The 14,241-nt window shown below is 47.5% G+C and carries 13 protein-coding genes; 4 read left to right on the plus strand and 9 right to left on the minus strand.

What is annotated here, in order from left to right; genetic code table 11:
- Positions 1-89: 89 nt before the first annotated feature.
- Positions 90-785: a MotA/TolQ/ExbB proton channel family protein gene (locus V7051_RS18475; protein WP_333877489.1), complete on the plus strand. Its 696-nt coding sequence runs from the start codon at positions 90-92 to the stop codon at positions 783-785.
- Between the two features lie 136 nt (positions 786-921).
- Here the strand turns inward: V7051_RS18475 and V7051_RS18480 are convergent, their stop codons facing one another.
- The 6 genes from V7051_RS18480 to V7051_RS18505 all read right to left on the minus strand — a co-directional run bounded on the left by V7051_RS18480 (position 922) and on the right by V7051_RS18505 (position 5,996).
- Positions 922-1,764: a sulfite exporter TauE/SafE family protein gene (locus tag V7051_RS18480; protein ID WP_333877488.1), complete on the minus strand. Its 843-nt coding sequence runs from the start codon at positions 1,762-1,764 to the stop codon at positions 922-924.
- A 7-nt stretch (positions 1,765-1,771) separates the two neighbouring features.
- Positions 1,772-4,222 carry a heavy metal translocating P-type ATPase gene (locus V7051_RS18485; protein WP_333877486.1) on the minus strand — a complete coding sequence of 817 codons (2,451 nt, stop codon included), beginning with the start codon at positions 4,220-4,222 and terminating at the stop codon, positions 1,772-1,774.
- A gap of 148 nt (positions 4,223-4,370) precedes the next feature.
- The gene (locus V7051_RS18490) at positions 4,371-4,982 is read right to left on the minus strand and encodes a hypothetical protein (RefSeq protein WP_333877484.1); all 612 of its coding nucleotides are present in this window, start codon (positions 4,980-4,982) and stop codon (positions 4,371-4,373) included.
- Between the two features lie 122 nt (positions 4,983-5,104).
- On the minus strand, positions 5,105-5,359 hold the full coding sequence (locus V7051_RS18495; RefSeq protein ID WP_333877482.1) for a hypothetical protein: 255 nt from the start codon (positions 5,357-5,359) through the stop codon (positions 5,105-5,107).
- A gap of 39 nt (positions 5,360-5,398) precedes the next feature.
- The gene (locus V7051_RS18500) at positions 5,399-5,566 is read right to left on the minus strand and encodes a heavy metal translocating P-type ATPase metal-binding domain-containing protein (protein ID WP_333877480.1); all 168 of its coding nucleotides are present in this window, start codon (positions 5,564-5,566) and stop codon (positions 5,399-5,401) included.
- A 214-nt stretch (positions 5,567-5,780) separates the two neighbouring features.
- Complete coding sequence (locus tag V7051_RS18505) at positions 5,781-5,996, minus strand: hypothetical protein (protein ID WP_333877478.1); 216 nt, start codon at positions 5,994-5,996, stop codon at positions 5,781-5,783.
- Positions 5,997-6,327: 331 nt separating this feature from the next.
- Between V7051_RS18505 and V7051_RS18510 the strand changes: the two genes are divergently transcribed.
- Complete coding sequence (locus tag V7051_RS18510; protein WP_333877477.1) at positions 6,328-7,674, plus strand: hypothetical protein; 1,347 nt, start codon at positions 6,328-6,330, stop codon at positions 7,672-7,674.
- A 226-nt stretch (positions 7,675-7,900) separates the two neighbouring features.
- On the opposite strand, the gene V7051_RS18515 is transcribed toward V7051_RS18510, so the two are convergent.
- The 3 genes from V7051_RS18515 to V7051_RS18525 form a co-directional block, all read right to left on the minus strand.
- Positions 7,901-8,941 (minus strand): MJ1255/VC2487 family glycosyltransferase, encoded by a 1,041-nt coding sequence (locus V7051_RS18515; protein ID WP_333877476.1) that lies wholly within the window; start codon positions 8,939-8,941, stop codon positions 7,901-7,903.
- Positions 8,938-9,462, minus strand: a complete 525-nt coding sequence (locus V7051_RS18520) for a phosphatase PAP2 family protein (protein ID WP_333877475.1) — start codon at positions 9,460-9,462, stop codon at positions 8,938-8,940. The genes V7051_RS18515 and V7051_RS18520 overlap by 4 nt, the downstream gene beginning before the upstream one ends.
- 331 nt (positions 9,463-9,793) lie before the next feature.
- Positions 9,794-10,342 (minus strand): REP-associated tyrosine transposase, encoded by a 549-nt coding sequence (locus tag V7051_RS18525; RefSeq protein ID WP_333877474.1) that lies wholly within the window; start codon positions 10,340-10,342, stop codon positions 9,794-9,796.
- 279 nt (positions 10,343-10,621) lie between these two features.
- Here V7051_RS18525 and V7051_RS18530 point away from each other — a divergent pair, with 279 nt between their 5' ends.
- Positions 10,622-13,600 (plus strand): toll/interleukin-1 receptor domain-containing protein, encoded by a 2,979-nt coding sequence (locus V7051_RS18530; RefSeq protein WP_333877472.1) that lies wholly within the window; start codon positions 10,622-10,624, stop codon positions 13,598-13,600.
- On the plus strand, positions 13,576-14,235 hold the full coding sequence (locus tag V7051_RS18535; RefSeq protein WP_334181167.1) for a hypothetical protein: 660 nt from the start codon (positions 13,576-13,578) through the stop codon (positions 14,233-14,235). Before V7051_RS18530 ends, V7051_RS18535 begins: the two co-directional genes overlap by 25 nt.
- Positions 14,236-14,241 lie beyond the last annotated feature (6 nt).

Here is a 14,241-nt window from a genome sequence, read left to right on the forward strand (position 1 = left end):
CCAACTTTGGGTTGAATTGACGACACTTAAAGTCTAATTTTGCGTAAGTCCTAATCTTTTGTTTGCGTTTAAAAATAACAACTATGGAAATGAGCGAAAACTATTTTGACGAGTATGTCCTTCAGGGTGGAATCACCATGTTGGCGCTACTTCCTCTATCAATTTATACCTTAGGTATTATCTTACAAAGATTCTTGGACTTACGAATTTCTCGTGTAATGCCGCAGGATCTGATAGAAGAAGCCAAAGGCATAAGCAATCAGCAGGCGTTCGATTCGTTCCGTGAACGTCTGATGTTGCATTCTTCACCGCTGGCAAAAGTCATTTTGTCTTACATTGAAGCGGGCGAGCGTGGTGAGTCGATTCATCCCGATGTCAATCCCACGCCCATTGATGATGTTATGGATAGACTTTATCAATCGCTGTCTTCTCTATCCACGGCTTATGTTATCGCACCATTGCTGGGTGTACTGGGGACAACAGTCGGCATTATGGGAACATTCGAGCAATTTGCCATTGTTGGTAAAAGAGATATGTCAGCGCTGGTGTCAGCCATCGACAAATCGTTAATAACCACCATGTGGGGTCTGATTATCGCCGTGCCTGCTTACTATTTTTATGCAATTATGCAAAACAAGATTTTTCGATATGAACGAGAGCAGTTTCCGCGATTGTTGAAAAACATAATGAAAAACCTTGTCCCATTCATAAAACTCAATCCTGTCAGTTCGTTTGAGCCCTCTGTCACTGAGCAAAATCACGATGCTTTGCATTCAAAGCGTTAACCGGGGTTGTCATGCTCAGTCGGAATGGGGCGCAGCAATATCAGATATTTTGATTATCGAAATGGGTTGCCGGTTGGAATGTTTTAAAATCAACCTGATTTTTTGTATTTGTAAATGGGGCGCGATGCGCCCCTAGCTAATCGCCCTGAATACTTTTTATCATGCCGCTATAGTATTCAAGCATTTGTTGCAGAAATAGGATAACCACGTCGATTTCGTTTTTAATGTCGTGGATGAAGTTATGCTGCTGAAAGTTTTCCGCCACATAAAACGATAGGCCCATGTAAATCGTGTTGCAGCCCATCGCGATCATAATCAGCGCCGCTGACTTCAACATTAATCCTCTAAAGTGGGCGCTCATTTTGCCGAACGCCACGCTGACGAATAGCATAGTTGGCAGTGTGCCTGCGCCAAAGGTCAGCATTAACAGGCCGCCTTCCATGATAGTCGTTGCCGAGGTCGCTTTAACCGCCATCGCAAAGGTTAACGGGCAGGGCATCAAGCCGTTCAATAATCCGGCAATCGTTGCGCCAAGGATAGGGCCTTGGCTTCTCGACTCAGCAAAACCTCGGCGCAATACGGTCATCGGCAGCAGTTTTACCGAGCCTTGGAAAGGAATCCAGCCTAGTATGCCCAAGGCAAGAAAAATGACCACGGAGCCGACAAACATTTGCAACAGGCTTTGAACTTTACCCAGCATGCCGCTGGAAACCAGAACGACGCCAAGCGCAGCGGCGGCAAATCCAACCAGGGTGTAAACGAGTATTCTGGCAATCTGATAAACCAAATACGGAAAATAGTTTCTTGAAGCACCGGGCTTCATGCCTGACTTCATAAAGCATCCTGAAACCAGCGCGCCGCACATTCCGACGCAGTGTCCGCTACCCAATACGCCGGCCATAAAGGCCAGTCCGTAGTCGAATCCACCGGCAGCAGCAACCACATGCTGCATGCCATGATCCATCATTGAATGATCCATTGCGATCCTATTTTTTATTTAATCTTAATGAGTTAACAATAACCGAAACCGAGCTTAAGGCCATCGCGGCCGAGGCTATCATCGGGTTCAGGTTCCCCATCGCCGCAACCGGAATCGCGACAACGTTATAGCCAAACGCCCAGAACAGGTTTTGCTTGATAATCCTGATGGTATCGGTGCTTAACTGTATAGCCTCGGTCACTTTAGTGATGTCGCCGTGAACCAGCGTCATATCGGCCGATTCAATCGCAATGTCGGTACCGGTACCGATAGCGAATCCGACATCGGCAGCCGCCAGAGCCGGCGCATCGTTAATGCCGTCGCCGATCATGCCGACGTTTTTACCTTGCTGCTGGAACTGGTGAATGATCGCCAGTTTTTGTTCCGGTTTGGCATTGGCAATGACCGTTTCAATTCCGACTTTGGCGGCGATATAGTGAGCGGTTTTTTCGGTATCGCCAGTGACCATCAGCGTATGGATGCCCAGTTTTTTCAGGTGTTGGATGGCTTGTATCGCTTGCGGTCTTGGCTTGTCGGCAATACCGAATACCGCCGCCGCCTTGCCGTCGATTGCCATGAATACCGGTGTTTTGCCCTGTTCGGAAAAATCGCCGGCCGCCGTCAATAAGCCGTCAACCTCGATGTTTTGTTCCAACAGCCAGTCCTTGTTGCCCAGCAATAGTTCCTTGCCGTCTACGCCGGCTTTGATGCCCCGGCCGGTTTCACTATAAAAATGCGCGCATTCCTGTAATTCAATAGCTTGTTCCCTGGCGTAGGCGACGATAGCCTTGGCCAGGAAATGTTCCGAGTTATGTTCCGCCGAGGCGGCCAGGCGGATTATTTTTTCCGCGCTGATTCGCGACAATTTAAGCAAGTCGGTGACTTTAGGCTTGCCTTCGGTAATCGTGCCGGTTTTGTCGAAAACGACGACATTAAGCTTTGCCGCGGTTTCCAGACTTTCTCCGTTGCGGATATAAATGCCTTCGCTCGCGGCTTGGCCAGCCCCCACCATAATGGCAGCGGGAGTTGCCAAGCCCAGTGCACAAGGGCAGGCGATCAGCAATACGGTGATTGCGTTGCCGAAAGCAAAGCCGAACGGCGCGCCCGCTAAGAGCCACCCGGCCATGGTCAAGCCCGACAACACCATCACGGAAGGTACGAACACGGCGGAAATTTTATCGACCTGTTTTTGAATAGGCAGCTTGGTTGCCTGCGCCTGATCGACCATATGCACGATGCCCGCCAATACGGTATCCATGCCCACCGCTGTTACGCGGATACGCAACGCGCCGTTGCCGTTGACGCAGCCGCCAATCACCTGATGGCCGACGTCTTTGACGATCGGCAAGCTTTCTCCGGTCACCATGGCTTCATCGACCGTCGATACGCCTTGTATGACGATACCGTCGGTCGGGATTTTCTCGCCGGGACGCACCAGCAGCACATCGTCTATCGCGCAATCGTCAACCGCAATGATGATTTCCTGGCCGTCACGGATCAGTGTTGCGGTTTGCGGTTGCAAATCGACCAGTTTACGTATCGCTTCCCCGGCTTGGCCTTTTGCCCGTTCTTCTAAAAAGCGGCCCAACAACACAAAGGTAATAATGGCCGCGCCTGCTTCAAAGTAGAGATGGCCTCTACGCCTGAATAATGCAGGCAGGCTATAGCCATAAGCCGAACCTACGCCCAATGCAATCAATGAGTCCATATTCGCCGTTCGTTGTTTTGCCAAACGCCAGGCTTTGGCAAAAAAAGTCCAGCCCGGCCAGAACACCACCGGCGTGGTCAGCGCAAACTGTAGCCAGTGCAACCAGCGCGATGTCGGCATGCTCATGCCGACAACGACAACAGGAAAACTCAAAATTGCAGACCAAACAAATCGGCGTTTAGCGACAACAATCCTTTGCTGCTCTTTTTCGATCAATTTTTTACGTTGGGATAAGGTATCCATCGCGTAGGTTTGATAGCCTAGAGTCGCAACCTTGGCGCTCACGTCATCCTTGGCTAACTGACCATGAACCGTCAGGGTTGAGGTGCCGAAGTTGACGCTGGCCTGTTTGATTCGCGGATCGCGCTTTAGCACCATTTCTATCAGCAAAGCGCAGGATGCGCAGGTCATGCCCTCAACAGCGAGATCTACTTCCTGTACCGAACCGTCAAAGACCTTCTTTTGTTGTTCTTGCTGTTCGGCTTGTCTCCGGGCAATATTAGCCAGCACCGCATCCAGCAGGATAAGCAAATTCTTTTTCGGCAAACGGATGTGATCGAACTGAATAACGACAGAACCCAACGCGTAAACTGAGCGTATCCTTTTAATTTCCGGCCGTTTCTTTAGCAGGATTTCGAAGATATAGCAGCGCTCTTGATCGTTCTTCAGGATAGGCGAAACAATCCTGATACGCCGATTTAATTGATGAACCAGCTGGAAATTTTTTGGGATGGGAGATTGTGTATTCATATAACGACAGTTCTTAAAATATGCCGGAGGAATGCGACAGCCGGTAGCGGTTCGATCAGGAAACCGTATTTGTAATAAACGGTTTCCTGGCATCAGCCTCAAGTAGCTGTATGAGTTTATCTATGAAATGCACCGACTCATGAAGAGTCTATTTTTGTCTACGTGAGCGAACCAGCAAAAAGAACATATAGAATAGAGCCATCCATTCATAACGATGCTTAAGAGGTCTGACTAACCAGTGCTGGGTAATATTGTTCCAGTGCAGCCGGATAAGAAAGATCACCAGAATATCGTTTAAAAAATCAATAACGGCTTTTTCCGGGTCTTTTATGAACGCCGTGGGCTTTTTCATGCCCAATTTAGTGATGATTTTGGCCGCTTGTACGGTCTCTTTCGCATCGCCGAATTTTTCCTTGGCCCAGCGCGTGGCTTTAAAATTGTTTAATCCGGATTTGGCTTTATCTTTCCACGATACCGGTTTTGCAACCGGTTTTGGATTTAAGCCGCCTTGTTTTTCCAGCTCGGCAAGCAAATTAAACAATTGCCTGGCCAACGATTTGAAATCGCAAACGGCTTCGTCGAAACGAATAGATAATTTTCGCTGGCTGCGATAGAGCTTAACGCGGTATACGCCATCTATTCCGGAAAGCCCGTCCGTTACCGCTCTGGCCACATCAACATCGCAAATTTGGGCAGGTATTTGAAATCTTACATGCCCGTCCACACGATAACGCAGCACAAATTCTTTTTGGATAGACATAACTTTAAGTAAGCCTCTGGAAAAACAAAACGGGTGCCCCGTATTTATTCAGACAGGAAAAGCACCCGTTAATGAAGTCACGCATTCGGTAAGAATGAACCTGCTTTAAATGAAATCCTTTGTTATTCCTTGCTTTCTGCGACTATGTCTTCCAGGTTTTCTTTTTGTTGCAACACAAAATCTTTGCCGGCATCTACGGCTTTAGTTGTGCTGGAAATTATTTCTTTCCTGTATTTATAGACCAGATAGCCGGCTACCACGCCCAAACCAAAAACCAGAACCGGATGTTTAGCAACATTACTCATCAGTTTATTCCCCGTATGTACTGTAGATGAAACAATTGACCCTTTAACGACTTCTTTAGCTGCGAGCTTCATATCGATTTTTCCTTAATAATTTAAATAATCGGCGAATAGTTAATCCTGATTAGGTTCAGGCAAAATCTGATCTTCATTTAACAATTGATAAATACCTTTGCATCCTTCGCAGCAAAACGCTTTATCGCCTTCTTTAGTTTTCAATGTAAAACCCGGTGTTTCGATAACTAACCCACAAAGATCGCACACTTCTTTAGTATCATTCATTATGCTTGATTACGTTATTTAGTCTGCTGGCGATTTCAACAAAGTATGAATTTTCCTCCAACAGTAAAGGTTTTATTTTGGCCGTTAACTGACGATGTATAAGTTCAGACAGTCCATTCAATTGGATGGGGAGAAACTTGAGGCTATTCTACGAAAATTTAGCTGTCATTAATACATTGACACAATGTCTTCGTAAAAATAGCCGCTATGATGGTTAAGCTGCTTTGGATATATCAGGTGTACCGCTAACCGCCCGGCTTGAGGCTTTCATCAAGGCAATTCTTAATGCTCCGGTCAGGCTGGCTCCCAAGCCAAGCCTGACGGCCAAAGCAGGCACTAAAATCATCGAAGCAACAACTAGACCGGTTCCCAGTAACAGAGAGCCGTTATCGGTTTTTTTAATTTCTGTGGGTGCTGATTGCTGACTCATTTTTCACCTCTTCTATGCGGTTAAGTAACAAAAACAAACTTAAAGCATGAATGATGCCAATATTTAACGTATTGATTTTAATTTACTTTAATTGAGCTTAGTTGAAATTGGTCTTGTTAATTATGTTATATAACACAGTTTAATAAATTAATGAGTCATATCACTTATAGTCGAAAAACATCAAATTTGACCGGCAAAAATTATTGATGGGTATAAGTTGCAGTTTGTTCTATGATTAGCGCCCGTTCATTATCAATCGACTGTACTAAATGATTACAGATGTCCCGTACGAGTTTGGTGAATACCATTGCCGGCAACAAATAAAGTTTAAATGACGCTCCTATCCAATTCATGCCAATTACAAACGGCCGCCGGGCATCATTGCGAACAAAGTGCCGAACAACTCAACAGCCAATGCCGCTGGGCATCGCTCAACCGCGATGCAATGCAGGCGGAATTATCGCATCAGCAAGACGACACTAATCTGTACCGGATGATTGTTGAAGAACGTCCATACATGTTTGCCGAATCCGCGGTTTTTGTTACCGATACCTGTATAAAAAAACAGCGCGAGATTATTGCTGCAGTAGAAAATGTTGTCGCTTTGCCGGCTTACCGGGAGCGCGTTCTTGTATACGCTCCGGCTTCCGCTAAATTCATACCCAAGGCGCACGGCGTTTTTTTCGGATATGACTTTCATTTGAGTGCCGAAGGTCCGCAATTAATTGAAATCAACACCAATGCCGGCGGCGCTTTACTCAATGCCATCGCTACGCGTACACAAAAACTCTGCGGTGACTTGGCGGCGGAAGAAGTATTGGCACAACTCGCGTATGCAACAGGCAGTCCTGATCCGGAACAAGCATTTATCGAGATGTTTCTTGAAGAATGGCATGCCGAGCGTTGTCGACATCCTTTATATTCGATCGCTATAGTCGATGAAAATCCGGAAACCCAATATATGCTGCCGGAGTTTATATTGTTCAGGAATCTGTTTGAACGACATAACATCCGCACCGTTATTTGCGATCCGTCCGAGCTGGTATTTCGTAACCACGTGCTGTGGTACGAAAACCAGCGCATCGACCTGGTCTACAATCGGCTGACGGATTTCGGCTTGGAAGCGGCGGCGCATCGGCCTTTACTCGAAGCCTACCTGGCAAAAGCCGTCGTCGTTACTCCCCATCCACAGGCTCATGCACTTTACGCAGATAAAAGAAACCTGGCGTTACTGACTGACGAAGCGGCATTGCTGGATATGGGCGTTGACGAGAAAACCAGGGCTGTGCTGCTTACCGGCATCGCTCATACCGTCACGGTAAATCCTGATCAGGCTGACATATTGTGGGCTGCCAGAAAGCACTTGTTTTTCAAGCCAGCTAAGGGTTATGGCAGTAAAGCAGCCTACCGCGGTGATAAATTGACCAAGCGGGTTTTTGCCGATATTTTGCAGAATGATTATGTTGCGCAAACGCTAGTGCAACCTAGTGAGCGGCAACTGGAGGTGGAAAATAAAATCGTCGATTTTAAACTTGATCTGCGCCATTATGTTTATAAAGGCCGGACGCAATTGACGAGTGCCCGTTTATACCAAGGGCAAACGACCAATTTTCGCACCCTCGGCGGGGGCTTTGCCCAAGTATTGGTGGTTCGGGGCTCGGATAATGAATTCCGCTAATTGAAGCCGCTACAGTCGACCATTTGTTGTAACCTGATAATAAACTGATGTTACGCACTGTGCACGAAAACCAAAAGTAGGCGACACGCGAAAGGCACGAGACAAGCTAATCGGAGACCTTCCAGGTTTTCAAAACCTGGAAGGTCTAAGTGGCAATGTTTTGAACAAGCGGGACCGTTCCTTGGAAGCGTTTTTTCGCGGTTTCAATGGGCAGCGCGTTAACAAGCTACTGCTTAATCTGCAAAACTTCCACAGTGCTCCAGACCGCTTCAACAAAATCGGTATCCATTTCAGGCATACCGTCTTGTATCCATTGCACCAGCACTTTGGCGATATTGGGATAGGTGATATGAACGGCGCGGTCGTCATGCAGCCAGTGTTCAATAACTGAACTGTCCAGATCGTGCATGACATGGCCGTAATCTAATTGATGCAATGCCGCGGCATTGGAAATCTGTTCCATTTGCGCATGCAGCGGCTTAGCCAGAATTTTCTTGCCCAGTTGCAACGACTCACTGGCCAGCTCAAACCCGGCATTGCTGATAATCCCGGCGCAATCGTATAAATCTTTTTGGAAACCGTCGCGCGACAACGGGTTGCAGGTGATGTGGCTGAATTTTGATGGAACCACTTCCGGCGAATACACATGAAAATCGAAATTCTCGAAAGGCGATAAAAGCCGGATGACTTCATTGGGATCTTCGAAAGGCAGGTAGACAATAATCTTGTTTTTGATGATGCTTTTGGGGGTTTCGAGCGTGTCGATGATGGGCGGCAAAATGGGTTGGCCGAAATGATGCCAATGCAGACCGACGCCCACATCGGCGGGGGCAAAGCTCTTCATGACCAGGTCGGCGATAGGGTCTGATCCCTCTCTGGGGATTTTATGATTAAACGCATATTGATGACCGATGCCTAGGACAGGTATTTTCCGTTTTTTGGCCGCCCATGCGGTGACCGGTTCAAAATCGCTGATCACCAGGTCATAGCCGCTCAAATCCAGGGACTTTATATCTTTTATGAAAGTGATGGGTTTTGCATCAAGAGCCGTTTTAAAATAATTGACCTGGCCTTTCTCGGTGTGAAAAGTCAGGCCGGTGCGTGATTGATAGCCGTTAAAAACATCCATGTCGAAATACTTATCCGCGGGGCGTCCGGTAAATTGAAAAGTGACGTCAATTCCGGCGGCATAAAGTTCTTTCGCCATAACCCGTGCGCGAGTGATATGGCCGTTACCGGTCCCTTGTACACCGTAAAAAATTCTCATATAACGATTTGTCCCAAACTAAAGAGTGCAGTGCTGATGCCCAAAATGACGCCTACTAAGATATCGGTCGGGAAATGCACGCCCAATACCACACGGGAGAAGCCGACCAATGTCGCCCAACAATAAAGAAGGATCATTAACGGGGGTAAATAATATCCAAGTAAAGTCGCCATCATGAAAGCGGCGGAAGTATGGCCGGATGGAAAACTGAATTTATCCGAGGGTGTAATAGTGCTGCGGAAGTTTTGTAAAGCGGCTTGCGGGCGGTTGCGCTTCAGGCCGTTTTTCAATACGAAATAAATCGGCCTTTCGATTAAAAAAGCCAATAGGACAGCTTGCAGGAACCGGCTTTCAATGCCTTCATGCCAATAGAGCAAGCCGATGATGACTACATACAGCTGGCCGTCGCCGGTTTTTGAGATATAACGGCTAAACTTGGTTAAGGTGGAGTGCATTCTGGCATTGATCAGCCAGGTGAACATGAAAACGTCGTATTTATGAATGGAATAGAGCAGTTTCATATCTTTATCCTCCTAAGGAAACACTGCAAAAGTCGTTGACGATCATTTACAGGATGAAAAGCATTAACCTTCAGGATGGAGAATAAAACTCTTCTGTGACAAAGACATGAACGTTTGTTTAAGATTTCGTGACAGTGGGGAGACTTAAGGGCGTGCCATGCGCGCCAATGATTGGGTTAGATTGAAAAGGAGCGCACGGCGCGCCCTACCGGGTGTTTTAGCTTTACGATAGCTCAAACGACGGGTGAAAGCTTGCTGTAGAAAGATGAGCCAATGAGCAAGTTCAAGTAGGGCGCGCCGTGCGCGCCTTTTCTCAAGTAGATCGTGAGTCTTATTCGCCGAATTCGCAGTTGTCATCGAAAACAATTTTTGCTCCCCAACTTTCAACATACCACCCGCTACGCACCAGCCGGTGGAAACTCGAATACGGCCAATCCGCGACCTTGGCCGCAAACCCATGTTTAACCGGGTTCCAGTGAACATAATTCATGTGCCGGTTGAAGTCGTCTTCATCGCGGATCAAATGATCCCAGTAGCGATGTTGCCAGAGCGTGCCTTGTTGCCGCTTAAGTCGCCGCGCACTCTGCCATTCCGGGCGATTTAAACGTGCACTGCAACGTTGCGTCACGGTGCGTTTAATCATGCTCCAGCGAGCGGAAAAATCCGCATCGCCTGGCGGTAAGCGCCAAATGCAATGTAAATGATTGGGCAACAGCACCCAGGCAACAATATCGAAAGGTTTGCTTTGCCGGGTAAATTCAATTCCTTCGCGCAACGCCCCCCGGACATCGTCATCGATCAGGAAGCGTTGATTGCGGAAGGTTTTCACCGTGAAAAAATATAACCCGCCCGGCACATAAACCCGTCGATAATTAGACATAACAACCTCGTAGGGCGTGCCGCGCGCGCCCAAATAGCAAAAGAGTATTGATTATTCACACCACGAAAAGGCGCGCATGGCACGCCCTACGCACCCACGCCAGTCATGATAATCCGACATAACAACCGTAGGCGCGCCGTGCGCGCCAGAATAACGCAAGCCCCAGTGTAGCGCAGGATAAAAGTTAGGACAAAGCCTAGCGGCGAAAGTATCATGTCCGCCACAACGACAATGCGTTTTTTATCAATAAAGCCCACAAAGAGTCTGGACAGGATGCACATGAACACAGCTTTTTCTTTCGATATTTTCTTGAGCCACAATGTTAACGACAAGCAACGGGTGCGAAGCTTGGCGGAACGCTTGCGGGCGGAGGGTTTACGGGTCTGGTTTGATGAATGGGCGATTAAGCCGGGTGACGATATTTATCTGGCTGTCGAGCATGGGCTTGAAGCGGCGCGGGTGCTGGTTCTGTGTTTGTCGGAACATGCGTTGGGTTCGGATTGGGTGAAGATGGAGCGCAGCACGGTGTTGTTTCGCGACCCGTCGAATAAAGGGCGGCGGTTTATTCCGTTGCTGCTGGATGATTGCAAGTTGCCTGATGCATTGCGGCGTTTTAAGTATGTGGATTTTCGGCATGAGGCTGAGGGAGCGTTTTTAAATTTGTTGGCAGCTTGCCGTAGCAGGGCTGATGAAGATAACCAATCATTTACGAATGAAGATATTAAACCCTATGCGCGTCCTATTGTTCCGCCGGAGAGGATATGCGAAGAAATTGATTTTTTAACTCCCATTGACGATCCACACTTTTATCTTGGTATGGACGTCCAACCTGGACATCTCGCCGCAGGTTTGGTTGTTGAGCGCCCTGCCGCTCGGCAACGTACATTGAACGCGCTTGATGCGCGACGTAACGTCTTAATTGTCGGGCCATCTGGATCAGGAAAATCTGCACTCATGTGGGAAGTGGCTAGAGCAGCAAGCCATGTTGAGAAATGGTTCCGTATTCGCAGCCTTTCAGTCGATCAGGTTTCTTCTCTTGTTAGTTTTGTTAAAACATATCGAGCTTCAATCCAAACTCCCGTTGGATTCGCGTTTGACGATATTGGTCGTGGCCTTACCGAGGGATGGGACGCGTTGGCTCGAGAAGCGGCTTCGCTACCGGGAATAATTCTATTGGGTTCGGCTCGGGAAGAGGACTTATTTCCCTTGACTGAACGGGCACGTGCCATTGAAATCCGTGAGGTAGGTGATGATGAACTGGCTGAACGTTTGTGGAAAGAACTTCGGAGGCGCTCTCAGACTCAATCAGCAGGGTGGCGCGAACCTTGGCAAGAGAGCAAAGGGCTTCTGTTGGAATATACGTACTTTCTGTCCGAAGGAACCCGTCTAACCGATGTGTTACGCGCTCAGGTTGCTAATCGGGTTCGTGATATTGGACGAGACGGCGAACTAGCTGTTCTTAGAGTGGCGGCAGCGGCAGGTGCTGCTGGTGCCACTGTTGATGTGGAACGGTTACCAATGGCACTTAAACTTTCAGAAGCAGAGATTTCCCTTGCTCTGCGGCGTCTGTTTGATGAACACCTGATTCGGGACATCGGTTCAGGGCGTATCGGTGCGCTACATCAACTTCGCGCTAAGGAATTATTTCATCTATGTCACGAATTTCCGCCACCTACCGCTGAGCGAACAATCGCTACGACTTTGCATTGTCTGCCTGCGGAAGATATAGAGACTTTCATTGTTCGTACTTGTGAACTCAACGCAGAATGGCAGGAGAGACTTGTTGATGAAATTATCGTCCGATTGAATCAAGAACCTGATCCTGTGATAGCAGTTAGTGCATTACGGGGATTAGGGCAAGCTCACATTGTCGCTAGTGTTAGCGCATGGCTCAAGCGTCCCGATGTGCAGGCGCTACCTAGAACACAACTTACTTGTGTTGCATTGTTTGGCCTGCCGGGTATTGAACCTCTTGATATTCCACAACTTGCTCATTTGCAAGCAGCTTCCCGATCATTTTGTTCGGCAATAGAAATCTCTGCGCATAATAATCCGCGCAACCAATTGATTTCACGCTTATCTTCGGACACAACAAGCAAGTTGTTTTCGCAAAAGACTTGCCTCAGAGTATTGAATGAGTTGCTCAGTGCCATTATAGGTACCGAGATTCCCAGTAATTTACTTGATCAACTAAGTTCTATCCAGCCAGATTTGAAGGCCGATAGCATAGAGGATGTTGCGAATTTGCTTGGTACAGTGGGTTTAATTGACCCAGGTATTGCAAAGATTTGGGTTGACGCCGCTGGACAACAAACCTTGCTGGATCGTATCTATGACGAAGTGCCGTGGGTTTCCCGTCCTGAGTTGCGGCATGAGGAAGAAGGTTTGGCAGTATGCGCTGACTTACATTGCGTCGCGGCCTCTTGTCAGCCAGATACGCATAGTGAGGTAGTTCACTTGTGTGAACTTCTGCTTGCCATTGCTCCACAAGCTGAATTAGCAATATCAAACGCGGTAAGTCAGGATGGGGAAATTGCTGGCTACGGGGATTTTCAATTGGCAACCAAGCGTATTCCACGCAAGAATCTGCCTCCATCAGCATTACCCGATTGGAACAAACGATGGCGAATCGCAGTCGCTGATCGAGTTGCTGCACCCAGCTATACGGATTATTTGAGTCGGGCAGCAATTATTCTTCGTGGTCTGGTTGCAACTTTGGAAAATGTTTTAGACGAATGGTTTCGCAAGGGGAAGGTCAGTGAGGCTAACTGCGAACGCTTAAATTCTAACAATAACCAAGCGGAAACGCTGACACCACCACGATTTTCACCTCAAGCATCCACTGGGAAGGGAAGTGCCGAGAAAAACATTGCTGTCACTGATCTTCAAAATGTATTGTTCGACTGTTCGGTAAACCTTATCAAGCGCTTTAACAAGTTGCCGGAAGATGCCAACTGTTATATTGCCTGGACTGGTGGGATTCTTAAGCATATCGATGCTGCTACTGAGAACGAACCATGGGAGTTGTTGGATGAAGTGGCACCTAAAGAATTGCAAAGACTTCGACAGATTGTTGAGGGACTTCGTTTTATGGCAGGGGAATCTGGTGTGCGTAATGTAAATCCAATTCAAACTTGGCATAAACCAAAAGCGCAACGGAAAACTGCGTTCCGGCTCGCTGCTCATGTAGCTCGTGGTGCAACTGAGCGCCGATTACCGAAATCAAGCAAGCTTTGGTTGCTATTTCTTTGTCAATAAATCTGTATGCTCGATTCAAAGAAAATGAAGTTGCTCCATGGCCTCCGATAGAGATACTTATTACCATAATCATTGAGGATGTTGCCGACTGGCCGTTCATCGTGGATGAAAATAAAGACAGTATACGAGCGGCTATTGGTTTCGGACGCAATTTAACTCTGGTTCCACTGATAAACGGAATTGCGATAGATCACCTGACCATCGGTGGTGTGGATACGCTTTTTCCACAGAAGGGTTTGGCTCAAGTATGGTTGGAACAGGAAGGGATAGCCGTACTGGATGATATACGAGCACGAGCGTTTACAGCAGTAATTGATCCTCTCGTTGAAATTTCAGGAATAAAGCAGTTTGGTTATGGGGCTAAAGACCGACCTCTTTTGGAGCAAGAAGCACTAACCTCGGCCTATGTGGGGCTGGAAAACTCCTTGCGACATTTGCGAGATTTATTGGCGTCTAGTCCAGAAATTTTGGTGCTTATTGAAGAGCTTGTAGAACAAGCGTCTTCTGGGGAAATTCTTTTTGCAGCGGATATGGCCTCTATTCTACATGGTGAGGTTCAACCCTGTTTTGTTTTGGTTTTGACTATTCAAAATCTGCTTCTTCGATTAGATATTGCTGAAACATTGAGTAAATAGAGCCAA

This window comes from Methylobacter sp. (genome assembly GCF_036845245.1).
Classification (GTDB): Bacteria; Pseudomonadota; Gammaproteobacteria; order Methylococcales; family Methylomonadaceae; genus Methylobacter_A.

Coding starts and splice junctions, on each gene's coding strand:
- V7051_RS18475 (WP_333877489.1), top strand. CDS start 90: ATGAGCGAAAACTATTTTGACGAGTATGTCCTTCAGGGTGGAATCACC.
- V7051_RS18480 (WP_333877488.1), bottom strand. CDS start 1,764: ATGGATCATTCAATGATGGATCATGGCATGCAGCATGTGGTTGCTGCT.
- V7051_RS18485 (WP_333877486.1), bottom strand. CDS start 4,222: ATGAATACACAATCTCCCATCCCAAAAAATTTCCAGCTGGTTCATCAA.
- V7051_RS18490 (WP_333877484.1), bottom strand. CDS start 4,982: ATGTCTATCCAAAAAGAATTTGTGCTGCGTTATCGTGTGGACGGGCAT.
- V7051_RS18495 (WP_333877482.1), bottom strand. CDS start 5,359: ATGAAGCTCGCAGCTAAAGAAGTCGTTAAAGGGTCAATTGTTTCATCT.
- V7051_RS18500 (WP_333877480.1), bottom strand. CDS start 5,566: ATGAATGATACTAAAGAAGTGTGCGATCTTTGTGGGTTAGTTATCGAA.
- V7051_RS18505 (WP_333877478.1), bottom strand. CDS start 5,996: ATGAGTCAGCAATCAGCACCCACAGAAATTAAAAAAACCGATAACGGC.
- V7051_RS18510 (WP_333877477.1), top strand. CDS start 6,328: ATGACGCTCCTATCCAATTCATGCCAATTACAAACGGCCGCCGGGCAT.
- V7051_RS18515 (WP_333877476.1), bottom strand. CDS start 8,941: ATGAGAATTTTTTACGGTGTACAAGGGACCGGTAACGGCCATATCACT.
- V7051_RS18520 (WP_333877475.1), bottom strand. CDS start 9,462: ATGAAACTGCTCTATTCCATTCATAAATACGACGTTTTCATGTTCACC.
- V7051_RS18525 (WP_333877474.1), bottom strand. CDS start 10,342: ATGTCTAATTATCGACGGGTTTATGTGCCGGGCGGGTTATATTTTTTC.
- V7051_RS18530 (WP_333877472.1), top strand. CDS start 10,622: ATGAACACAGCTTTTTCTTTCGATATTTTCTTGAGCCACAATGTTAAC.